Consider the following 24,173-nt stretch of genomic DNA (forward strand, 5'->3'; position numbering starts at 1 on the left):
GTCTTTAAAATTAAAAATGGAAAAATTAAGTAAATGTAGATATAATATCACGGTTATTTTTAAAAACTCAATAAAAATTAAGGCTTTTAAAGGTCAAATATGCTAAAGGGGATTCACAGGTATTTACTAGTATGTTTAGGTACTGTAGCGTTTACAGTGCAAGCGCATGCTGCGCGAATTATTAGTAAAAATCCTATCAAAGAAGATTGGAAGTGTGAAATTGTAGATGGTCAATGGAGCTGCAAAAGAGCAGAAAAGCCGAAGAACGTTTTTGATAAAGAAATTAGTGTAGCAGAAAAAGAGAAAGCTTTAGCTGATGATTTAGCGTGGGTTAAAAAACCAGAAACTTTTGTAGGAGGTTATTATAGTAATGACCCTCAGTTTACTCAAGCACTATGTGCTTCAAAGAAGACTGATCTTAGTTATGAAAATTCAGAATTTGACAATGATGGTACATTAATTGCTTCTGGTAATGTTCAAGTTCTTCAGTGTGATCAAGAATTATATGGGAATAATGCCATAGTAAATCTGACGAGTGATAATAGTGCAATTAGGTCAATGGTCATGACAGGTGATGTTATTGCTAAGCAACCATCTACTGGGATCGTAATTAGGACTAAAGAGCTAGACTCTGATATGACTAATGGTACTTATAGTACTGGTGAAGCTTACTTTAGAATGGCACGTGAGACACCTGATACTAGAATATATAATAAAGAGAACTTTACTGGTTATTTGCGCGGTTATGCGAAAACTCTTAAGAAAGAGGAAGATGGTAATATAATGCTTTCAGATGGTTATATTACTTCTGGTGGGCCATATGATAATGCTTGGAAAATAACTGGTAGTGATATTGATATTGATACTAATACTGAGATGGCGTATGTTAAAAACGGCTTTTTCAAAATAGATGATGTGCCGGTGATGTATATACCATATTTCTCACATCCGATAAATGATAAACGTAAATCTGGATTCTTATTTCCAGGGTTTGTTCAAAATGAAAACTCTGGTATTGGGATTTCAGTACCTTATTATTTTAATCTTGCACCAAACTATGATTTCCTTCTTAATAACGTTATTTGGTCAGGAAGAGGTATTATGGAGAATGGTACTTTCCGTTACATGACTAAATACTTTGAAGGACAGTTTGAGGGATCGCTAGTTCCTTGGGACTTCAAAGAAGGAAGAATGAGGGGAGCTTTTGATCTAACTACTTCAGGTAAGTACTCCTTGGGCGATGCAGGGGCTCTATCTACAAATCTAATATATGAGTATGTGAGTGATGAGAATTATTACGATGACTTCTCGTCGGGAAATGTTGATTTAGTGACAAAAACATTACTAACTAGGCAGTTCAATCTTAATTATGGCTATAAGCAATATATAACATCTGGTATTACAGTTTTAGATTATGGGGTTGTTAACCCGGCTATTGATCTTGCAAATATACCTTATGCTAAACTTCCAGAGGTGAAGTTTAACGTAACTTCTGATGGTTACACTCCTGATTATGTAACTCTTAGTGCTGATACTCTTAATACATATTACTATAAATCACCTTGGGCAATAAATCCTGCTAAAGGTCCCGAGAAAGGGACTAATGTGAGTGGTTTTAGATCTTATGAAGCTCCAAAGATCAAGGGTAACTTTAACAATGGTTGGGGGTATTTTAATCCATCCTTAGAACTGCCTATTCGTTATTACCAGCTTGATAGAAAATCATCTGATACAATTAAGTTTGATAATAGTACGGTCACAAGTGTCTTACCTATCTTCAATATAGATGCAGCTGCTTATTTTGACAGGGATTATACAACTGAAAGTGGTTCTTATACGCAGACAATTAAGCCGAGGTTATTTTATACATATATCCCTTATCAAGATCAAACTGATATTCCAATATTTGATACAAGTATGCAGAATCAACAATATATGCAGATGTTCCAAGTAAATAGGTTTACAGGCTACGATAGAATCAATAATGCTAATCAGTTAACTTATGCATTAGAAACTTATACAACGAGCCAAGATGATGGAAGTACTTTAGCTTCTGCTAAAATTGGCCAGATGGCATATTTTGAGGATAGAAAAGTTAATTTGTGCCAAGGTGATGCTAAATGTCCATATCCAGGTATGGAAGATCAATTTGGAAAAGATATGTTCTCACCTGTAATGTCATCGTTTGAGTTTCAAGTAATGAAGAATATTTACTTGTCAGCACAAATTAACTATAGGTTACAAACATCGAAGTTTGACTATCAGGTCTACCAATTATCATATAAAGATGAGAATGAAAATATTTTCAATATCTCTTATAACAGTATTGAAAACAACTGGAATTCTATCACACAAGAGCAAATTAATAATGGAATAACGCCACAGCCTCAGGAGACAATAACGTTATCAACAATATTAAATATTACAGATCATTGGGGTGTTACAGCGTTGTGGAACTATAATTTTAAACAGAAGAAGATATCGAATGTATTTGCAGGCTTTCAATACAATGCTAAATCTTGGGCTCTTAGAGCCATGTGGCAAGCAACAGCTTACACTAATGAGAATCCTAACAATCCTAATGCTTTGGCGGACCTTACGAGCACTTATATGCTGGAGTTTGAGCTTAAAGGTCTTGGTGGAATTGGTCAAGCGAATGATTTATCTTCACGCTTGCAACAGATAAACGGTTATAAAATTGGCGAATGGGGAGAAGGCATATAATGAAGAGGTTATTGGCTTCAATTATTATAATGCTGTTAATTATTTCCACAGGGGTATCTGATATTTCGTCTAGTTTGTTTCAGAATTCATTTAATTCTAGTATAAGTGCACCAGCAGATTCACCAGAAATGTCTGAAGATAAAAGACATTTGGTTAATAAGACAGTAGCGATAGTTAATAGTAAGCCTATTACTTCTTTTGAACTGGATCGAGAGGTGGCAAAGCTTGAAGCTATGAACCCAAATGCAAATTTTAATTCTGATTCATTACAAATTAGAAGAGAAGCTTTGCAAGAATTAATAGCTCAAAGCGTTTTGTTACAATTGGCTGAGCGAAATAATATTGTGGTTTCTAATCAGCAGCTTGACTCCGCAATAAAAGATATAGCTGCAAAAAATGGCGTTTCTGTTGACTCTCTTAAATTAAATATTGAAGCATCAGGCATGTCTTTTGATAGCTATAAGAAAAGAATCAGAGAGCAGCTTATGGTGAGCCAATTACAACAACAAGCCATTTCACAACAAGTATATGTTTCTCCGGAGGAAATCCAAAAATATATTAAAAAGCATCAAGAGCAATTCGATAAAGAAATGGCTCCTGTTAAGCTTTATACTTTAAAAAATCTGATTGTGGCTCTACCAGATTCAAAAAAAGCACGTCAAAAGAAAATAGATTTATTTAAGAAATTAGCAATTGCTGTTAATAAAGGCTATATTGACTTTTCTGAAGTTGTTAAGCAATTTTCTCAAGCCCCTAATGCTACTTATGGTGGTATTGTTAGCCAACAGGTAAAATTTGATTCAATACCTAGTATGTATAAAGAGTATGTAAAAGATTTGAAAGAACATCAAGTATCTGAGCCTTTTATAATAAACCATACTCTACAAATGATATATGTAGACAATATTGATGATAAAGCTCCGATGCTCAGTAAAAAAGTTGCTAAGTATTATGTTTATGCTATTGAAATAAAGCTAGATGGTGGCATGACAGAAGAGGGAGCTAAAAGCTCCTTAGATCGAGCTAGGCTTGCTATAGAGAGTGGTCAAAGTTTTACAAAGGTTGCTTTAAAGTATAATCAAGATTATGATCATGCGAATGGTAGGTTTAGATGGGTTTCAAGGTTAGATAGTCCACCTGCTATACCACCAGCAGCGTTTTCAAAATTAGAATCAATGAAAAAAGGAGAGGTTTCTGAACCTTTTCAGGCAGATTCTAAGACTTGGATGATTATCAAATATACTAAAGTAAAAGAACATGATGCGGCAGAGGAGCTTAAAGAACAGAAAGCACTGGAAGCAATATTCTCTGAGAAAGCCCAAGAAGTATATAAGACATGGTTAACCTCTATGAAGGATGATGCTTATATTGAAATATTAGAAAGTGATTTAAAGACACCAGAACTTTATTAAAATGCAATATAAAACAAAAGCTAAAAAATCATTAGGTCAAAATTTTCTGCAAGATGAAAATATAATAAGAAAGATAGTTCAATTAGCGAATATTAAAAAAAATGATATGGTGCTTGAAATAGGCCCTGGTTTAGGAGCATTGACTCGCTATATACTCACATACTCTAACCATGTAAGTGTAGTTGAGTTTGATGCTAGTGTCATTGATACTTTGTTACAAAACTGTCAAAAATATGGCGAGCCAAAAATTTTTAATGAAGACTTTTTGAAATTTAACTTAGATACCCTTAGAGTCGAACATCAGCAAAAAATAAAACTTCTTGGTAATTTGCCCTATAATATCTCATCACCAATATTGTTCAAAGTGATTGAGCAAAGCGACAAGATTATCGATGCTCATTTTATGCTTCAGAAAGAAGTTGTCGAGAGAATTATATCTCAACCAAATTCCAAGTCTTATGGGAGGCTATCAGTGGTTTTACAGTATCATTTTGATTGCAATATGATAATGAAAATTCCTCCTGAAGTGTTTTATCCTAAGCCTAAAGTTGATTCGGCTATTTTACGTCTTAAACCAAAAACTAATAAACTGATTATTAATGATTATCACTTTTTTGAAAGTATTGTTAAACAAAGCTTTGCGCAACGCAGAAAAACTCTGCATAATAATCTTAAAGGTATATTAAAAGAACTTAATGTAGATCCTAGTACTTTGCCCGTAAATACAAAGTTAAGAGCGGAAAATTTAAGTGTGGAGGATTTTGTTAGTTTAGCAAACTTTTTGAAATAAGGTGTAAGATAAATGGCTACATATGTTATTGGTGACGTACAAGGCTGTTACGATGAGTTGCAATTGTTGTTGCAAGATATAAAGTTTAATAAAAATAAAGATAAACTTATTTTTGCAGGAGATATTTTAAATAAAGGACCTAAGTCTCTTGATACAGTTGATTTCATAATGTCTTTAGGAGAGTCAGCGCAAGTTGTATTAGGTAATCATGAGATATTATTTCTGGCTATTAGCTATAACTACTTGCCGTCAAGTAGTAAAAATACTTTCGATGATATTATTAAAGCTAATAACTTAAAAGAAATTCAAGAGTGGTTATGTAATCAAAGCCTTCTAATCAAAGTAAACGATACTTTTGTTGTTCATGCGGGAATTCCACATATTTGGTCGCCTAAAAAAGCTCTTAAAAGAGCCAATGAAGTAGAGTTTGTATTAAGAAACATAACGACTAGAAGGCTTTTATTAGCTAATCTGTTTAATAATGAAATGGAAAAGTGGAATAAAGAGTTAGAGGGTATAGATAGATGGTTGTGTATACTTAATTACTTTACTAGAATGAGAACAATAGATAAAAATGGAAGATTAAATCTTAAGTTCAGCTCAACAATTGATCAAATCCCACAAAGTTTTAAACCATGGTTTAAGATCAAACATAAGAAATTTGAAAATAAGTATAAGATAGTTTTTGGTCATTGGGCAGCTATCAGAGGAGAAACAAAAGATAAAGGTGCTATAGCTTTGGATACAGGTTGTGTTTTTGGTGGTCGACTAAGTTGTTATTGTATAGAAACGCATAAGCACTATAGTGTTAAAGCTTTGAAAAGCTATAAGGATGTTTAATATGGATATTTTACTCATTAACGGTCCAAACCTTAATCTATTAGGTAAGAGACAACCTCATATTTATGGTAATAAGACTATTGATGATATTAATAATGAGTTACTTAAAATAGCACAAAATAATAATGTAACTATTGATTTTTTCCAGAGTAATCATGAGGGAGAGATCGTTGATAAAATTCAACAATCAGCGTCTAAAATAATAATTATAAACGCAGCTGCATATACTCATACAAGCATTGCAATACGCGATGCTTTTTTGGCTATAGATAAGCCTTTTATTGAAATACATTTGTCGAATATATATAATAGAGAAGAGTTTAGGACTAAGTCGCTTCTATCAGATATTGCTCATGGATGCATATTTGGGTTTGGGCCAAACGGATATACATTAGCGCTAATAGAAGCAATTAACTATATTAATATGAAAGGAGAGTAGAAACATGGATTTATTAAAAGCGATAGATAGAGTAGCAGAGATTCTTAACTCGAGTGATATCAAAGAAATTAGAGTTAAAGATGGTGGCTCAAGCATCTTTATGACAAAAAATAATACTACTGCTACGGTTGTATCATCAGCTCCTGCTGTAAGTAGTGTTGCTTCAGCAGCACCAGTAGCAGCTAGTGCTCCAACTACTGCAACTTCAGCTCCTAAGCAAGTAGAAGCAGAAGAAATTAACGGTGAAGAAGTTAAATCTCCAATGGTTGGTACTTTTTATAGTGCGTCTTCTCCTGATGCGGCACCTTATGTTAAAGAAGGTCAAGAAGTTAAAAAAGGCGATGTTCTTTGTATAATTGAAGCAATGAAAATTATGAACAAGATTGAAGCTGAGAAAGCTGGTAAAATTGTTAAAATTATCGCTAAAGATGGTGATCCTGTACAATTCGATCAACCTTTATTTATTATTGAATAATAAACAATCAGTAATTTAAGTAAAGACTTCATAAATCTAGTATAAACTTTTAAAGGTAATACAAAATGATTAAAAAAGTATTAATTGCCAATAGAGGTGAGATAGCTCTTAGAATATTAAGAGCATGTAGAGAGTTGGGGGTTAAAACAGTAGCTGTTTATTCAACTGCTGATGCTAATCTGATGCATGTTAAGTTGGCTGATGAAGCAGTTTGTATAGGTCCAGCTGCACCTAACCTTAGCTATCTTAATATTCAAGCAATCATCACAGCTGCAGAAATAACTAATGCCGATGCTATTCATCCAGGATATGGTTTCTTATCAGAAAATGCAAAGTTTGCAAAAGCTGTTGAAGAGAGTGGTTTTATCTTTATAGGGCCACGTGCAGAAAGTATCGAAGTGATGGGTGACAAAGTTGAAGCTATTAAGTGGATGAAAAAAGCTGGTGTTCCTTGTGTTCCTGGATCTGGTGGCCCACTTGGTAGTGATGAAAAGAAAAATTTAGAGATTGCTGAGCAAATTGGTTATCCAGTTATTATCAAAGCAGCTGGCGGCGGCGGTGGCCGTGGTATGAGTATTGTTAGAAAGAAAGAAGATTTAATTAGTTCTATCTCTCTAACAAAAAGTGAGGCTAGAATTGCTTTTAATAATGATATGGTATACATGGAGAAGTTCTTAGAAAACCCTCGTCATATTGAAATTCAGGTATTTGGTGATGGTAGAGGAGAAGCTGTGTATCTATTTGAGAGGGACTGCTCTACTCAAAGAAGACATCAAAAAGTCATAGAAGAAGCTCCTGCAATTGGTTTGACTGATGAGCAAAGAAAGCGTATTGGTGAACAATGTGTTAATGCTTGTAAAATACTTAAATATCGTGGAGCGGGTACTTTTGAGTTCTTATATGAGAATGGAGAGTTCTATTTCATTGAAATGAATACAAGGATTCAGGTAGAGCATCCAGTTACAGAATCAATTACTTCTACAGATCTTATTAAAGAGCAAATTAAAGTTGCAGGTGGAAGTAACTTAAGCTGGAAGCAAGAAGATATCGCTATAGTTGGACATGCTATTGAATGTAGGATTAATGCTGAAGATCCTGAGAAAATGATTCCTTCTCCAGGTACTATAGATATGTATCATGCTCCTGCTGGTCCAAGAGTTCGTGTTGACTCACATATATACTCTGGCTATACAGTGCCACCAAATTATGATTCGATGATTGCAAAAGTAATTGTTCGTGGACATGATAGAGAGACTGCACTACAAAAAATGCGTGCTGCACTTGAGGAAATGGTAATTAATGGTATCAAAACCAATATACCTCTACATCAAGAAATCCTTAATCATGACGAATTTATTAAGGGTGGAACTAATATTCATTTCTTGGAAAAAATGTTAGAAAAGAAAAAACAACCTAAGTAAATCTATTCTTTCACCTATATCTTCATTTAAATTTTAAATTTTTTCTTATATACTTTTATCAATATTTAAAATAATATCATATTTGTAAATTATGCATAGTTTTCAAACTTTTCTAAAGTCTACAAGAGAAGCAAAAGAGCTTCAAAGAGAGACAATTGCAGATGCTATAAACTTATCAGTACAAACAATTGAGATAATAGAAGAAGCTGATAATGATTCATTATTACAAAATTCTAGTAGTGTACTTAAAAATCAAGTGAGAAGATACTGTGAATATTTAGAAATTTCTGAAAAGAAGATAGTATCGATACTTAATAAAATAGATGTGTTGCACTATAAAAAGTCACGTTATGGTAAGTTAAAACTGTTTGATTATATAAATAGATTTGCAATTCTTATACTAGCTGTAGTAATAATAGTTTTAGTGATTAAACACTTAAAAGAAGATGTATATGTATCAGTATCAGAAGAGAGTCCTAAATCAGCTATAATCTATACACCAATCAATTATGATTTAAATGAACCTGATCAACAACAGCAGACCGTAGAGCATAAGCCTGTCGCTGATATATCTGCTACTCAAAATGTCTCAAGTAGTAATAATGGAGTGGATAGTGGCTCTTCAGAAGTAACAAAGGCTGGGAATGATTCTCCTGATGCTACTATTAATCAAAGAACTATGAAGGCACATCCACCTGCAACTGCTAATATGAATAATATTGTTATTGATGACAGTATTGATGATACTACTAAATAATATTCAACTATAGTTTCTTTATAATGAATGTTTTAAATAATGTATTACTTAGAGTGGAGAACTACTCAGTTTCTTATATTCTATTCATAGATTTTATTTTATGCTTCGTACTTAGTGTAATTATTTCAGTTCTTGGTAGTATCTTAGTAATTAGGTATAAAAATACAATTAGATTTACATTTGTTAAATCATTTAAGTTAACTTTATATCTAATAATATGGGCTTATTTTATTAAGACTTGTGTCGATTTACCCGTAATAGTCCATCTGCCAAATTATAAAGAAGTTATAATTCTGTATTCTGACAAAATTTTTGATTTTTGCGTCTACTTGGCAATTATTATTAGTTTATTCAAATTCTTGTATAATAGTAAAAGTATAGCTATTGAAAAGAAAAAAGCACAAAATAAAGATGCGTATAGTGATTTTAGAGATATTAATGCCATATATAAAGCTTTTGAATTAGGAGCAGTGGCTATCTCTGTTATATTGGTTTTAGCGGCATTTAATGTTCCTTTAACAGCTTTGGGAGCCTTTAGTGGAGTTGCTTTTGCCGGACTGACTTTTTCTCAAAGTACTTTGATAACGAATTTTTTTGGTGGTTTATTTGTTGTATTTAATCGTAAGTATTCTGAGGGGGATGTGATTTCATCTGATATTAATTCATCGATAAAGTTTAGTGGAACTATTAAAAAAATTGGCACTCTTACAACACAGGTTGATAATTATGAAACAGCGCCAATGCATATTCCAAATTCAGTGTTTTTGAATACTTGTATAACAACAACTTCGCGTCGTACTCACAGACGTATAGTACAATTTATAACTATTGATTATAGATATATCGATAAAATACCAGTTGTTAAAGAAAAAATTCTTGCGGTGCTTAAATCTCATCCTAATATTGATCAGAATAAAACAGTATCAGTATCATTAGCTTCGAGTGGAAGTAATATCTCTGGTAAATTAGAAGGGAGTTTTGGAGCTAATGGCGTGAATTTGCAGGTCTATGCAATGGTGAGTAAAGTATTTTTTGTTGACTTCATAACAGTTCAGGATGAGATATTTTTGAGTATTGCAAAAGAGCTGAATAATTTAAATGTTGAATTTGCAATTAATCCAATTACTTTGAATAAGTCGCAGTACCAACCTTAAGTATTAATTAGCAATCGTTTTAGTTTAAAATAGTCAAATTTTGTATCTTATCAATATTTTCTAAACTCATAATGAGTCTATCAAAACCTAATGCTACTCCTGAGCATTCTGGTATATTTTCTATACAGTTTAGAAGTTTGTGATCTATATCTAAAGTGATTTTATCTTGTTGCTTTCTTATCTTTAAATCATTATTAAATCGTTTCAGTTGTTCATCTTTATCAATAAGTTCATAGTATCCATTTGCTAGCTCAATACCATTATTGAATACTTCAAACCTAGCAGCTACTAATTGATTGTTTGGATTATATACTTTTCTAGCTAGTGCGGATTGATGAATTGTATAATCATAAATAAAATAAATAGTATCTTTTTGGTTAAGGTTTCTTTCAATTTTATAACTAAAAAGTATATCTAAACAATCTGCAATGGTTGGATTTGATAGTCCTTGAATATCTCCAACTGTTTCTTTGACCATATCCTGTAAATGCTCTAGAGAAATATCGTGGGGATTAATATTATAATATTTTTCAAATGCTTCATGATAACTTAAATATACAAAGTTTAAACTTGGTTTAAGCTCTAAGAATAAATTTTGCATTTCTTGCATTAGCTGTAGATAATCTATACCTGTTCGATACCATTCTATCATTGTAAATTCATGCTTATGGAGTTGTCCACAAGGCTCATCACGAAATGCTTTACAAATTTGGTATATACTACCACTACCTGCAGCCAATAGTCTTTTCATCGCATACTCTGGAGAACTTTGGAGGTATCTTTTACCAGAAACTGTCTCAATACTAAAAACATCTATAAAAGGGTCCGTTACACCAAACTCATATGCTAAGGGTGTATCCACTTCGAGTACTTCTAGGTTTTTGAAATAAGTACGAATTTTTTCTAAATATTTCGCACGTTTTTTAATATTCTCTAGGCTCATTGTATAACTCTTATTTTGCTAATATTTACTAGATCAAATTCATGAAGATTGTTATTGCCATCTAAAATTTTTAGCATTAGATTATCAGTAATACCTTTGGCAATACCTTGGAAATTCTTATTTGAATAGTTAAATGTGATCTTTTTGTTTAGCGTGTAATCATACTTTGAAAAAGTTTCTAGAGTATCTAAGTAAGATTTCTCAAAATTATTAATAACATATCTTACTAAATCGACTATAACTTTGGATGAGTCTATCTCATGATTATTAATTATGGATAGTGATGTCCACTGCCTATCAATATCTTCGTTAATATCTGTCATATTTATGTTTATACCGATACCAATAACAATATCAAAACTATCTTTTTTAATATTTTTAGTTTCAATAAGTATTCCTGCTAATTTATGATCTTCAAAATATATATCATTTGGTAATTTTATTTTTAGTTTTTCTTGTTGATCAACTGGAATATATTTCTTGATAGTTTCTAAAACTCCCAGTGCTATTTTAAGACTTATAAAAGAGTCTTTTACGATGCTAAAGTTACAGCGAAATGCCAATGTTGAGTAAATGTTATCACTGTTATCAGAGATCCATTTATCACCACGACGTCCACGTCCTTTTGTTTGTTGATCTGCATAGCAAAAATGATATTTATGTGATAAATCTCTTTCTAGTAAATAGTCATTAGTTGAGCCTATTGTAGAGAAATGTTCAACACATATATCATCAATAACTGTATTGAGAGCTGTCTTAATATATTTATGATTTTTCATTTTTTGATAAGTTTAATATTGAGAGATAAGTTTGTCTGTCCGAGAAACTCTTCTTTTTGGAGCTCATAACAGGCTCTTATAGTATCGCCAATAGCTATATGTTTAGTTATTTTATTGTCTGAAGCATTAAACCATATTGCTTTGATTGAAGGAATGTTTTTATAGCGTAAAACTAGTTGAGCATGGTTTTTATCTTTACCAACTAAACGTAGATTTTCTATAGTGAAGCTATTGTAAAATAGAGGTTTTTCAAATTCTCTACCAAATGGTTCAAGAGATTCTATCTTTTCTAGAGTTTGTAGTCTGAAATCATTTTCGTCAAGCTCAAAATCATACTCTAAAATAGGCTCTAAAGATATATTATTGTTTTTAAAGAGATTGATAATTTCACTTTCAAATAAATCATAAAAAGTATCGAAATCAGATTTATTAATTGTTAAGCCAGCAGCTCCTTTATGACCACCATACTTTATCATCAAAGTAGGTGATTTAAGTGCTATAGTATCAAGGATGGTTTTGATATTAATATTATCTATACTTCTAGCAGAACCTGATATTAAGTTGGGATCATTTTGTGTTTCAGAAAAAATAATGACAGGTTTGCCAAACATTTCTTTGACTCTACTTGCGGTTATACCATGAATTCCAGAATGGCCATCATCAAGTAATATACACAGAGAGAAATTGTCGTCGTTCAGTTGATGTGCTTTGATTATTGCTTCATGAGTAAGCTTTTTTTGAATTTCTTTACGTTGGTTATTTTGCTTGGTTAGGTTTTCGTATGTTTCTTCAATTTTGCGTTCATCATTTTCAAGTAAGAAGCTAACAGATCCTAATGCATCAGAAACTCTTCCATCACTATTTAGCAAGGGGGCTATACTAAAGCTAATATACTCACTTGATAGCTTCTCTTTATCTAAGAAGTTCCAACATAGACGATCGTTATTCTTTAGTTGCTCTATACCTAGTTTTGTAACAATGCGGTTATTGTGACTATTTGCCATGCTAACACAGTCTGCAACTGTACCAATTGCAACAAAGTCAAGTAAATTACTTAATCCGTAAGACTTAGATAATGATTTACCATTTTGCAGATATTTTCTACGAAGAGCTGCCATAAAAAGCCAAGCAACCATACAGCCAGCTACAGCTTTGTCTGGATAGTTACAATCATGCTGAGTTGGATTAAGTATCGCTATAGCACTTTGCGGAGGGCCTTCTGGTGGAATACCATGGTGATCTGTTACAATGGTGTCTATTCCATTTTGTTTAAGAACTGCAATCCTAGGTTCATCTGTTGAACCATTATCAGCCGTTATAATAAGATTTGGTCTAATACTATCTGTTAATATTCTATTCATCAAAGACTCAGACAGACCATATCCTTCCTGCATCCTGTGACCTATATATGAACGAATCTTTTCTTGAGGGTAATTAAATATCTTTGTCAGTGCTTCATATAAAATTGCATGAGATGTTTGCCCATCACAGTCGTGGTCGGTTTCTAATCCAATGATTTCATTATTTTGTATTGCTTGAAAAAGTCTATCTACGGCTTTATCGATATCTTTGAAGAGAAAGGGGGACGATAGATCTTTGATTGATCCTTTCAATATAAGATCAATATTCTCAAAATTATTTACTCTAGAAGAGATTATTTTTGATAAGAATGTATCGTAACCTTTTGATATCAAAGTATCTAAAACTTTTTGGTTAATTTGTTTTTGTTTTATTAGCATAAATTTATATTAGAAAGATTTTTTTTACCACTGAGGTGGTTTCGACACATATTTACACCTGATATAAATAGTAATCCTAGAGGTATTGCAAAGAATATACCCCATAAACCCCAAATACCTCCAAATATAAGAATAGATGATACAACTCCAACTGGATGTATATCTAAAACTTCTGAAAATAGAAGGGGAACCAGTAAATTGCCATCTAAGGCTTGAATAATAAAAAATACTATCAGCATTGATACAAATGTACCATTTAGTCCAAACTGAAGGATACCAACCATAACAACAGGGATTGTGATAATGATCATTCCAATATATGGAATAATAACAGATAGGCCAACACCTACTGCTAATAGTAATGCATAGTTCAAGTTAAAATACGCAAAACCAATATATGTTACAATCGAAACAATAATTAGCTCAATAGCTTTGCCCCTAACATAGTCAGCAAGCTTAGGTTTTAAATCATTCCATACAAAATATAGGGCTCCATCTTGCTCCGGTAAGAATGATTTGAACCAGTTAATCATTTTTTCTTTGTCTTTTAGGAAGTAAAAAACCATAAGTGGTACTAAGAAAAGATATATTAATATAGAGAAAATAACAGGTAATGTTGTAGCTGTGTTCTCTAATATAAATGAGCCAATACTGGAGCTGATTTTCTTCCAATCAATGCTGTCAAACCAACTTACAATAGAGTTAATTCTTTCATCTGTAAGAATTGTAGGGTATTTGAGAGAGAGCTGCTCTAGACTTTCTTTCAAACTTGATAGGGTGTGAGACGCTTGTTTAATAAAATCAATCAACTGATTAACGATAATCGGTAGCAATACAAATATCAATGACAAAAGTAAAATTAGGAATAGTACATATACAAAATATACTAGAATGATTCTCTTAATTTTTGTAATTTTATGTAGAATATTTACAAGAGTGTCAAGTAAGTAAGCAATAACTAGAGCAGCCAATATTGGTGCTATATAGTCACCCAAGAAAGTTAAAACTAGATAGAAAAATAACATTAAACCAAAAAACACTATTGGTTCATTGTTTTGATATCTGTTACCATACCAGTTTTTTATAGTTCGTAAGAGCATTGTTAATTAAGCTATTATTAAATTGATAATATTGTATCAGTTTTGAAAAAAATTGAATATATAAAGGTATTAATGGAAAGAATTTAAAATATTATTTCTTAATAGTTATAACAGCTGGGATAATTAATGTTATTACAATTCCACTAATAAGCATCATATCAAAACTAAAAACGGACATTGCCATGCTATCTATAGGTATGAATCCAACTATAATTGCAACAACACATCCAATACACCCTAAAAGAGCCATTAGTATAGTACCTAGAGAGCCTTTACATATTTCATACTGACCTTCTTGAAGAGGAGAGCTGAGTTTAAGCTTCACAGCTGTAATAAACATGAGTATATATGCAATAACAGCTAGCTGAGCAGTTAAGTCACTTAGGTACCAATATGCTTCATTTACTGATGGCATAAATATATACGAGAAGCAAAATACTGTGAAAATGAGTGCTTGAGTAATTAGCATAGTATCAGGAGCATCATTTTTGTTGGTTCTACCAAACATCTGAGGTAGGATATTGTCATTACTGACAACCATAAATGCTCTAGATAATCCCATAATCCAAGCTGAGGTTGTAGTAAATGCACCAAATATTAATGTAATAGCAATAATATATGTCATCCAAGGCATATTGATTTGGTTAAAGAAGTAGTGAAATGAAACCATCAATCCTGTAACAATATCAACATCGCCAATCTGTAGCTGACTACTAACTAAAATCACTGCAATATTTGACAAAATCAAAGAACCTAATATTACAGAACCTGAAATTAGTAGGGCTCTAGGAAAGTTCTTTTTGGCATTTTTGACATTAGCAGCGTGGATTGCACTCATTTCTAGACCGAATAAACTAAACATCACCGTGATAAATAAAGCCCAGCTACTTATGTTATTACCTGATGGGATAAAATCAGTAACACTAGGTAATACTATTTCAGAGCTGTGAGAAAATGACCAAATAATAGCTATTAGTATAATAATAAACATAGGTAGGAGTGTACCTATAATAGCACCAAGAGTACTAACTGTGCTTGAAGTTTTGATACCAAATAAGTTGATAGCTGTAGCACTCCAAAACATCACCAAACTCATAGAGATCATATACCAAGGGTTAGCTACTAGTTCGTTGGCATTTTGACCTATAGTTGGAGCTATTACATAAGCGATAATACCAGCGAAAAAGCCACAAATAGATGGAAACCAAACTAAGTTATAAACCCACTGTATCCATATCACTAGGAAGCCCAATCTTTTACCAAAAGCTTTTTTGACCCAGATATAAATACCACCAGTTTCTTGAGAGGATCCTGTAGACATTTCAGCAGTAAGTAGGGCGCATGGAACTAAAAAGAAAATACCTGCTAGTATATAAAAAGTAATAACTATCCAGCCAGCTTGAGCGGTAATTGATATGTTTCTTAAGCTATCAACAGCAATAATATTTATCATTATTAGTCTGATTAGACCAAACTTTTTACTACTAACAATTTGTTCCATTATTCTACTTTTCTATTTCTTCGATACCACGGTTTAGTATATACTTAAAGGAATTTTATAACAACTAGAGCGTGTGTTAGTTTTATGAAACAAAAAGTTTTTGTTTTAGGCCTGCTAGTTAGCCTATTTAATGTGGCTTATTCTGAAGAAAATTCGTATGTTTGTGATAATAAAATTCTTAAAAATCCAATTATATCAACAGAGTCAAGAACTCAGTTGAATTTTACAAACTGGGCTGACTATATATCTCCTGATATAGTACCTTGCTTTTCTGATTTATCTAATACCAGAGTTAAGTACATATATACATCTGACGATAATATGACTAGGGCAAAAATAATGACAGGCTCTTCAGGTTTTGATTTGATTGAGCAAGGTGCTCTATATCTAAATAGTGAAATAGCATCAAAAGCACTTATTAAACTTGATAAGTCAAAATTACCAAACTTAGATTATCGTAATAAAGTAATTTATGATAAGGTTTCTCAAATTAATGATCCAGGGAATAATTATGCTGTAGTTTATAGCTATGGTACTACTGGGTTAGCTTATAACAAACAAGAAATAGAACAAAGATTAGGTAAGGGTATTGTTCCTAATAGTTGGAAATATGTATTTGATAAAAAGTATCTCAAACAAATAGCACCATGTGGAGTCTCGTTACTTGATGAACCTGAGCAGATTTTTGGTAATTATTTCTACTATCATGGTATTGATCCTAATACTAATAGTAAAGCTGAATATGAGAAGGCAGCTTTGGATATTATCAAGAACATACGACCATATATTAAGTATTTTGATAGTAACAAATATCAAAATGATTTTACAGCAGGTAACTTATGTTTAGTGATGGGATACTCTGGCGATGTAGTTAGATCTGTCGAAAGAGCGAAAACTATTAATCCTGATGTGACTTTAGCTTATGTGATACCTAAAGAAGGTACTAATATTTGGTTTGATATGCTTATGATTCCAAAAGGAGCCAAGGATCTTGATAAAGCTTATGCTCTTATGAATTATATTATAGATCCGTATGTAGCGGCTCAAAATAGTAATTATTTATATCAGCCTAATGCAGTTACGCAAAATGAAAAATATTTAGATGATATATTTAGTGACACTAATATCAGGCCTACTGATGAGATGATCAAAAAGATGTATGTTCTTAACATTCATGATGCAGAAATGCAGAGCTTTATTAGTAGAATGTGGATGAATGTTAAATATGGTATAGAATTTACACCTAAGTACTATAAGCCCAACCAAAATTAGTCTAAAGCCCTTTTGGATTGAGTACTTCTAAAAGAGGTGATTGGTTAGCATGTATTCTTAGTTTTTGATCTCTGCTAATATTCGATGATAATTCTTAAACCTGACGGGGTTGATATGACCTTGTTTAACTTGTTCGACTATTTCACAACCCTTAGAACCCTCTTCATGTGAGCAATTTCTGAATTGGCACATCCCTTTATATTTTTTGAAATCTAAGAAACCATCAAAAAGCTCTTCTTTTGTAATATGCCAAAGTCCAAATTCTCTAATGCCAGGAGAGTCAATTATGCTAGTAGTATCATCTATCTCGTACAAGGTAGAGCATGTAGTTGTATGACGCCCTTTTTTGGTGGAATCCGATACAGCAGTTGTTGCAGTGATTTTAGCACCTAGTATTGTATTTAATGTTTCAGATTTGCCAACACCTGATTGACCTAAGAATATTGATGTTTTGTCTTTAAGTTCTTCAAGCAATTTGTCAATCCCTATATTGTTTTGTGCAGAGGTATAGAATACTTTATAGCCGATTTCTTGGTAAACATTTGCTAAGTCTTGAATATATTTCTTATCTTTCTTTTTTTGATCATCGATTTTATTGATAACAATTATAGGTTCAATATTACTATTATGTAATGCTGCTAGATATCTATCAATATAATGCTCAACTGGTGCCGGAGAGTGTGCAATAATTATTACAGCACTATCAATATTTGCAGCGATATTCTTATTTTTGCGCTGATATTGGTTGGGGCGAGCGATTAAATTCTTTCGATCTAATAATTTAGCAATTACATAAGTGGAATTTGTATATTCAAGTTCTACATTATCGCCAACAGTAAGTTCGCCCTTTAAGTGGCTTCGTAATAGTGCCGAAACTTTCTCGCCACTTGTAAGTTTGACAGAAATATTGCCACCAAAGTTTGTTATGATTTTTCCTTGCAAAGATATATTATGAATTATCTTTTTATTAAAGTTAATTATAAGCATTATTTATGAAAATGCGAATAATGTCTTGTATATATTTGAATAAAAATATTATCTTTGCTAGTATCGAGAGATTAAGAAAGAAAATTCATATTTAATCTTAAAGAAGAATTAAAGGAGAAGTAATGAAGAAAACTAAATTTTTGGCATTGATGGCTTTGGCAACATTTGGTGCGACGAGTTTTTCTTATGCAGATGATGCAGGTGGAGTTAATCTATCACCAGAAGGATACTGGGTACAATTTGATGAAGATCCAGATGCTGGTCGTGGTATGCCTCAGGGTATAGTACATACATACTTTGCAAAGAATAATGATTATGGTAAAAAAGGTACTCTACAGATGGAGATTGTTGTACCTCTAATGTATGTAGACTCATCTGGCAAGCCAACTAAACCTAGAGCAACTTGTAATAACTGCTCAAATGGTTCATATAACGGATTTGACTATAAAGGTAAAAACACCCCATTACAGGGAATAGTATTCGCAGGTAATATGCAGCCACAAGCGGGTACAGGTGTTGCTGGTCAAAGTAGTGATGTATATAAAGATGGTGGTGTAATAAATCCAAATGATGGTAAAGTTTACGCATCTGAAGCACAAGTTCAAGATGCAGGTAGAACGATGTATGCAAAAGCTGCTTATGTTGTTTGGGGTAAAGAACTAGGTAGCAAAGCTGCTCATTGGCAGAGAATTACAAAAGCTGATTACGAAAAAGTTAAAGCAGATTGTGGTGTAACCGCTGATGGACAATATGTAAATAAAGATGAGAAGGTTACTGCTACTTGTACTAACTATCCTGTTGAGCAATTTGGTGTTAAAAGTCCTGTCTAATTAGTTTGTATAATTACAAATTTTCTTTATACTCTCTTCTAAAATAATTTTTCAAATTTAAATATATAGTGTTACGAAAAATTATATTTATAGTTTTAGTGATTTTTTTCACAAGTTGTTATGCTAATAATAAAAGGCTTTCACCAGAAGGATACTGGGTGCAATTTGATGAAAATCCAGATGCTGGTCGTGGCATGCCTGAAGGGATTATTCATACTTACTTTGCTAAGAATGATGATTACGGTGAAAAAGGAACTCTACAAGCAGAGATTGTTGTTCCTTTAATGTCTGTTAACTCTGTAGGTAAACCCGCTCAACCGAAAGCTACTTGTAATAACTGTTCAAATGGTTCTTATAATGGCTTCCACTACAAAGGGCAAAATGCACCTTTACAGGGTTTTGTATTTGCAGCTAATATGAAAGAGCAAAAAGGTACAAGCCAGCTACCTGTTAAAGGTTCTATGTATAGCAGAGGAGGTGTTATAAATCCTAGTGATGGAAATGTATATGTTTCAGAAGTTCAAGTTCAAGATGCTGGCAGAACAATGTATGCAAAAGCTGCTTATGTTGTCTGGGGCAAAGAATTGGGTAGCAAAGCTGCTCATTGGCAGAGAATCACAAAAGTCGATTACGAAAAGGTTAAGGCAGATTGTGGTGTAACCGCTGATGGACAATATGTAAATAAAGATGAGAAAGTTACTGCTACTTGTACTAACTATCCTGTTGAGCAATTTGGTGTTAAAAGTCCTGTCTAATTAGTTTGTATAATTGCAAATTTTCTTTATACTTTATCTTAAAAGTCATAATAAATTTCTAGAATGATTAAAAAAATTACGTTTCTAATTTTTGGTCTTTCCATTGTTATGTCAGGCTATGCTAGATTTGATAAAACAAATGCAAATGGCTACTGGTTACAAAAGGATGAAGCAACTAACACAAATGTGGGAGTGATTCATGCTTATACTAATGACCATGGTAGTTTGAATGCTAGAATGTTTGTGCCGTTAGCAAATGTAGATGGTGGCAAGGTTCATCCACCTATGATTTATTGTAAAAATTGTGGCAAGGGAGATGCTTATGGGCATAAATATGATTACTCTAGTGGGAGTGATACATATCAAGGGTTAGAGTTTGTATGGGATATTAAAAAATCAGGTTCTGCCGATAAACCACATGGTAAAGGACCAGTTTATACGGAAGGTTCGGTACTAAATCCACATGATGGTAAGTATTATCACGTCAAAGCTCAAACCATAGAGGATGGAGACAAAGTATATGTTAGAGCTTTTTGGGGTTATTTAGGTAAAGATGAGTATTGGCAAAGGATACCTAAGTCACAAGCAAATAAGATAAAATGGGAATGCGGTTTGACCAAAGAAAATATCTACCCATATCAAGATAAGTCTGGAAATATAGTTGATCAGAAACTATGGAAGGAGTGTTCAACAAGAGATTTCGTAAAAGATCCTTTGTAATAGCTATTACTTATGCATTTTCAGCAGAATTATCGTCAAATCAAGGTCTTATCTGAAAGCTTAGCTAATCAAATAGCAGCTGGAGAAGTTATAGAAAGACCCTCGTCTGTAGTCAAAGAACTTATTGAGAACTCTATAGATGCTGGAGCAACCGCTATCACCATAGAAGTTCAAGAGGGTGGTAAGTCATTAATCAGAATTAGAGACAATGGTAAAGGGATTACTCGTGATGATTTGCGACTAGCACTAGTACCTCATGCAACAAGTAAAGTCTATACTCTCGAAGAATTAGAATCTGTGGCTAGTATGGGGTTTCGTGGTGAGGCTTTAGCGAGTATTGCATCTGTATCTAAGCTAAAGATTATATCTAAACATTATAATCAAGATGATGCTTGGCAAATTAATAATCAAACTAAAGAAATCATACCGGCTGCTCATGTAACAGGAACAACTATTGAGGTTAGTGAACTCTTTTATAATACTCCAGCACGACGCAAATTTTTGAAAAAAGATAATACTGAGTTTTTACATATTTCTGATTTACTTAAGAGATATATGCTTTGCTATTTTGGTATAGCCTTTAGACTTATTCATAATGGTAAAGAGGTCAAAGATCTACTTTCAGCAGAAGATGCGCAACTTAAATATAATCGTGTCTTAGATTTGTATAGTCGTGACTTTATTGAGAATGCTATTTATATAGATAAGGAAGTTGGTGATGCTCATCTGTGGGGGTGGGTAGCTAGTCCTAGGTTTAATAGAGCTAGAGCAGATATGCAGAGTTTTTATATAAATGGGCGTATTATCAAAGATAAGATTGTAACTCATGCGATCAAAAATGCTTATAAAGATGTAATGTATGGTAATAGATATCCAGCATTTTTACTTTATCTTGATATGGATTATAAAGAGGTGGATGTAAATGTTCACCCAGCTAAAAGTGAAGTGCGTTTTAGAAATCAAAAGTTCATCTATGACTTTCTATTTGGTACAGTCAATAAAGCTATAACTACAAGTGCAGATATCGAAATTGAGACTTCCAGCTCTAGTGAAAGCAATATATATCAAGAATATAAAGGTACTAATAATCCTCTTAATATTGGTAATATGAGTTTGGATATTAGTGTAGGGGATGAGCAAGAAGAGACTGACTCAAGTGCCAATCTACTTGATAAATATTTAAATAATCAAACTACTCAAGAAAATGAAATTCATATATCACAAAAAACAAAGTCTAGTGGATTAGGGCAGGCTATTTGTCAGATACATGGTATCTATATTCTCTCGCAGGTTGAAGATGGTGTAGTACTTGTTGATATGCATGCAGCACATGAGAGAATACTCTATGAAGAAATGAAAAAAACTTGGCATGCTGATACTGCTAAGTTTAAGCAAAATCTATTAATGCCCTTAACATGCAGATTATCAAGTAATATAGTCGCAACGATTGATGAGAATCTAGAAGTTTTTGAAAAGCTTGGCTTTCAAATATCAGTAGTAGCAGATGATGCAGTATTAGTTCGTTCAACGCCAATATATGTCAAAGATAAAGATGTACAAAATCTAATATCAAATGTAGCTACAGAGCTTACATCTTCTGGTAAGACAAAGAGTGTCGAGTTTTATCTAAACCATATTTTGGCTACAGTATCTTGTCATGCTGCTGTACGAGCAAATGATAAGCTTAGTATTCAGGAGATGAATCATCTACTAAGACAGATGGAAACTGTTGAAAATTCCGGTCAATGTAATCATGGTCGACCAACTTGGGTTAAGTTAAGCTTCGCTCAGTTAGATAATTTCTTTTTGAGGGGACGTTAACCTTAAATATGCAAACTATAACTTGTTTGTTATTGTATTGACGGAACATTGTTCTGTCTTTTCTATTTGGCTGAAGTTATAATCATGCATTTTATGGTATACTCATTTTTATTGAAATTATGAAGTTTATAAAATGAAATATTTGTTTTTATCTGGCAGTTTTCATAGCAAAAGTAGAAGTCTGGCTATATTAAAAAACCTTGAGAGCTATTTTGATGGTTGTGAAATCATGACTCCCGATCTAACAAAGCTTCCTTTCTATTCAGAGGATTATTCTGAGAATAAACCTGATTTGGTTATGGAATTAATTAGTCAAGTTGAAGGCTCTAAGGGTATAGTTATTTGTTCACCTGAATATAATCATAGTATTCCAGCTGTATTGAAAAACGCAGTAGATTGGATATCAAGGCCCGCGTATAATTCTGTTTTGAAAAATAAACCAGTCACAATAATTACTCAAGCTCAAAGCCCTGTTGGTGGTGCTCGGGCTCAGGCACAATTAAAATTAGTCTTAGATGCAACTCTTGCTAAAATCCATACTTGTCATGAAATGATGATTACACATGTTGATAGTATATTTAGTGAAGATATGCAAATAAAAGATGAAAATGTATTAAGACGACTTAAGAGGCATATAAAAGATTTTAATGAATTTTCTAATAGAAGTAAGATTGGGTAAAATTATTTGTCTAAATTATCCAAATACTTCTCAGCATCAAGAGCAGCCATGCATCCTGTACCAGCAGAAGTTACTGCTTGTTTGTAAACATGATCAGCTACATCACCAGCAGCAAACACGCCTTTGATATTTGTTTGCGTAGCATCGCCAGCTAGACCAGATTTTACCTTGATATAACCATTTTCCATTTCAAGCTGATCTTTGAAGATACCTGTGTTTGGAGTATGACCGATAGCAATAAATACCCCCATAACATCAATTTTAGATTCTTTGTTAGTTTTGACATTTTTAAGGCGTAGAGCATTAACTCCCATATCATCACCAAGAACTTCCTCTAATGTAGTATCCCAGATAATGTTTACATTACCATTTTCTGCTTTTTCCATTAGTTTATCGATAAGGATTTTCTCAGATCTAAGAGAATCTCTACGATGAATTAGTGTTACAGATTTAGCAATGTTTGATAAGAAAAGAGCCTCTTCAACAGCTGTGTTACCACCACCAACAACTGCGACATCTTTGTTTTTGTAAAAGAAGCCATCACAAGTAGCACAAGCAGATACGCCTTTGCCCATGAACTTTTCTTCTGATTCTAAACCTAAGTATCTAGCAGTAGCACCAGTAGCTATAATTAGAGCATCACAAGTATACTCTTCAATCTCTCCAACTAATTTGAAAGGTCTAGTTTGTAGATCTACAGAGTTAATTGTGTCATATGTGATTTGTGTATCGAATCTCTCAGCTTGTTTCTGTAGTTTTTCCATAAGCTCAGGGCCCATGATACCATCAGCTTCACCTGGCCAGTTATCTACATCTGTAGTAGTTGTAAGTTGTCCACCGGGTTGCATACCTGTGATTATTACAGGGTTTAAGTTTGCACGAGCCGCATAGATCGCTGCAGTATATCCAGCAGGACCAGATCCTAGGATTATTAATTTATGATGATTTGCCATTTTTAAAAAGTTCTTCAAAATACGATTATGGCGAAATTATAGCATAGTGCTTGTTCAAGTGAAATTTTGAAATAACCTTCTT

General features: G+C 32.9%; 22 protein-coding genes. 15 read left to right on the forward strand and 7 right to left on the reverse strand.

Annotated elements, in window-relative coordinates:
• Positions 1–99 precede the first annotated feature (99 nt).
• The 9 genes from F3D59_RS03045 to F3D59_RS03085 all read left to right on the forward strand — a co-directional run bounded on the left by F3D59_RS03045 (position 100) and on the right by F3D59_RS03085 (position 10,012).
• On the forward strand, positions 100–2,724 hold the full coding sequence (locus F3D59_RS03045) for an LPS-assembly protein LptD (protein ID WP_150463750.1): 2,625 nt from the start codon (positions 100–102) through the stop codon (positions 2,722–2,724).
• Positions 2,724–4,136 carry a SurA N-terminal domain-containing protein gene (locus tag F3D59_RS03050; RefSeq protein WP_150463751.1) on the forward strand — a complete coding sequence of 471 codons (1,413 nt, stop codon included), beginning with the start codon at positions 2,724–2,726 and terminating at the stop codon, positions 4,134–4,136. Before F3D59_RS03045 ends, F3D59_RS03050 begins: the two co-directional genes overlap by 1 nt.
• Position 4,137: 1 nt before the next feature.
• Entirely contained in the window at positions 4,138–4,926 is a 789-nt protein-coding gene (gene rsmA / locus F3D59_RS03055; protein WP_150463752.1) for a 16S rRNA (adenine(1518)-N(6)/adenine(1519)-N(6))-dimethyltransferase RsmA, read from the forward strand.
• Between the two features lie 12 nt (positions 4,927–4,938).
• Positions 4,939–5,766 (forward strand): symmetrical bis(5'-nucleosyl)-tetraphosphatase, encoded by an 828-nt coding sequence (locus tag F3D59_RS03060; RefSeq protein WP_150463753.1) that lies wholly within the window; start codon positions 4,939–4,941, stop codon positions 5,764–5,766.
• A 1-nt stretch (position 5,767) separates the two neighbouring features.
• Positions 5,768–6,205, forward strand: a complete 438-nt coding sequence (aroQ, locus tag F3D59_RS03065; protein ID WP_150463754.1) for a type II 3-dehydroquinate dehydratase — start codon at positions 5,768–5,770, stop codon at positions 6,203–6,205.
• A gap of 4 nt (positions 6,206–6,209) precedes the next feature.
• Positions 6,210–6,680, forward strand: a complete 471-nt coding sequence (gene accB / locus F3D59_RS03070; protein WP_150463755.1) for an acetyl-CoA carboxylase biotin carboxyl carrier protein — start codon at positions 6,210–6,212, stop codon at positions 6,678–6,680.
• A 65-nt stretch (positions 6,681–6,745) separates the two neighbouring features.
• Entirely contained in the window at positions 6,746–8,101 is a 1,356-nt protein-coding gene (accC, locus tag F3D59_RS03075; RefSeq protein WP_150463756.1) for an acetyl-CoA carboxylase biotin carboxylase subunit, read from the forward strand.
• Positions 8,102–8,192: 91 nt separating this feature from the next.
• Positions 8,193–8,858: a helix-turn-helix domain-containing protein gene (locus F3D59_RS03080; RefSeq protein ID WP_150463757.1), complete on the forward strand. Its 666-nt coding sequence runs from the start codon at positions 8,193–8,195 to the stop codon at positions 8,856–8,858.
• A 23-nt stretch (positions 8,859–8,881) separates the two neighbouring features.
• The gene (locus tag F3D59_RS03085; RefSeq protein WP_150463758.1) at positions 8,882–10,012 is read left to right on the forward strand and encodes a mechanosensitive ion channel family protein; all 1,131 of its coding nucleotides are present in this window, start codon (positions 8,882–8,884) and stop codon (positions 10,010–10,012) included.
• A 19-nt stretch (positions 10,013–10,031) separates the two neighbouring features.
• Here F3D59_RS03085 and epmA read toward each other — a convergent pair whose 3' ends face one another.
• From epmA to F3D59_RS03110, 5 genes are all read right to left on the reverse strand, one after another.
• Complete coding sequence (epmA, locus tag F3D59_RS03090; protein WP_150463759.1) at positions 10,032–10,955, reverse strand: EF-P lysine aminoacylase EpmA; 924 nt, start codon at positions 10,953–10,955, stop codon at positions 10,032–10,034.
• Positions 10,952–11,734, reverse strand: a complete 783-nt coding sequence (locus F3D59_RS03095; protein WP_150463760.1) for a biotin--[acetyl-CoA-carboxylase] ligase — start codon at positions 11,732–11,734, stop codon at positions 10,952–10,954. Before F3D59_RS03095 ends, epmA begins: the two co-directional genes overlap by 4 nt.
• The gene (recJ, locus tag F3D59_RS03100) at positions 11,731–13,473 is read right to left on the reverse strand and encodes a single-stranded-DNA-specific exonuclease RecJ (protein ID WP_150463761.1); all 1,743 of its coding nucleotides are present in this window, start codon (positions 13,471–13,473) and stop codon (positions 11,731–11,733) included. The genes F3D59_RS03095 and recJ overlap by 4 nt, the downstream gene beginning before the upstream one ends.
• On the reverse strand, positions 13,467–14,573 hold the full coding sequence (locus F3D59_RS03105; protein ID WP_146421058.1) for an AI-2E family transporter: 1,107 nt from the start codon (positions 14,571–14,573) through the stop codon (positions 13,467–13,469). Before F3D59_RS03105 ends, recJ begins: the two co-directional genes overlap by 7 nt.
• A 91-nt stretch (positions 14,574–14,664) precedes the next feature.
• Entirely contained in the window at positions 14,665–16,074 is a 1,410-nt protein-coding gene (locus F3D59_RS03110) for an APC family permease (protein ID WP_146421059.1), read from the reverse strand.
• 84 nt (positions 16,075–16,158) lie between these two features.
• Here F3D59_RS03110 and F3D59_RS03115 point away from each other — a divergent pair, with 84 nt between their 5' ends.
• Entirely contained in the window at positions 16,159–17,346 is a 1,188-nt protein-coding gene (locus F3D59_RS03115) for a polyamine ABC transporter substrate-binding protein (RefSeq protein WP_013923521.1), read from the forward strand.
• Positions 17,347–17,403: 57 nt separating this feature from the next.
• On the opposite strand, the gene rsgA is transcribed toward F3D59_RS03115, so the two are convergent.
• Positions 17,404–18,288, reverse strand: coding sequence for a ribosome small subunit-dependent GTPase A (rsgA, locus tag F3D59_RS03120; RefSeq protein WP_150464002.1), 885 nt, complete (start codon positions 18,286–18,288; stop codon positions 17,404–17,406).
• Between the two features lie 167 nt (positions 18,289–18,455).
• Here rsgA and F3D59_RS03125 point away from each other — a divergent pair, with 167 nt between their 5' ends.
• The 5 genes from F3D59_RS03125 to F3D59_RS03145 all read left to right on the forward strand — a co-directional run bounded on the left by F3D59_RS03125 (position 18,456) and on the right by F3D59_RS03145 (position 23,138).
• Entirely contained in the window at positions 18,456–19,163 is a 708-nt protein-coding gene (locus F3D59_RS03125; protein WP_150463762.1) for a DUF2147 domain-containing protein, read from the forward strand.
• Between the two features lie 80 nt (positions 19,164–19,243).
• Positions 19,244–19,918, forward strand: a complete 675-nt coding sequence (locus tag F3D59_RS03130) for a DUF2147 domain-containing protein (RefSeq protein WP_318010102.1) — start codon at positions 19,244–19,246, stop codon at positions 19,916–19,918.
• A 108-nt stretch (positions 19,919–20,026) separates the two neighbouring features.
• The gene (locus tag F3D59_RS03135) at positions 20,027–20,638 is read left to right on the forward strand and encodes a DUF2147 domain-containing protein (RefSeq protein ID WP_318010103.1); all 612 of its coding nucleotides are present in this window, start codon (positions 20,027–20,029) and stop codon (positions 20,636–20,638) included.
• A 12-nt stretch (positions 20,639–20,650) separates the two neighbouring features.
• Positions 20,651–22,459, forward strand: coding sequence for a DNA mismatch repair endonuclease MutL (gene mutL / locus F3D59_RS03140; RefSeq protein WP_150463764.1), 1,809 nt, complete (start codon positions 20,651–20,653; stop codon positions 22,457–22,459).
• Positions 22,460–22,592: 133 nt separating this feature from the next.
• On the forward strand, positions 22,593–23,138 hold the full coding sequence (locus F3D59_RS03145) for an NADPH-dependent FMN reductase (protein ID WP_150463765.1): 546 nt from the start codon (positions 22,593–22,595) through the stop codon (positions 23,136–23,138).
• Between the two features lie 2 nt (positions 23,139–23,140).
• Here the strand turns inward: F3D59_RS03145 and trxB are convergent, their stop codons facing one another.
• Positions 23,141–24,091: a thioredoxin-disulfide reductase gene (trxB, locus tag F3D59_RS03150; protein ID WP_150463766.1), complete on the reverse strand. Its 951-nt coding sequence runs from the start codon at positions 24,089–24,091 to the stop codon at positions 23,141–23,143.
• Positions 24,092–24,173: the final 82 nt, after the last annotated feature.

It is taken from the genome of Francisella sp. XLW-1 (assembly GCF_008711455.1).
Taxonomy (GTDB): domain Bacteria; phylum Pseudomonadota; class Gammaproteobacteria; order Francisellales; family Francisellaceae; genus Francisella; species Francisella salimarina.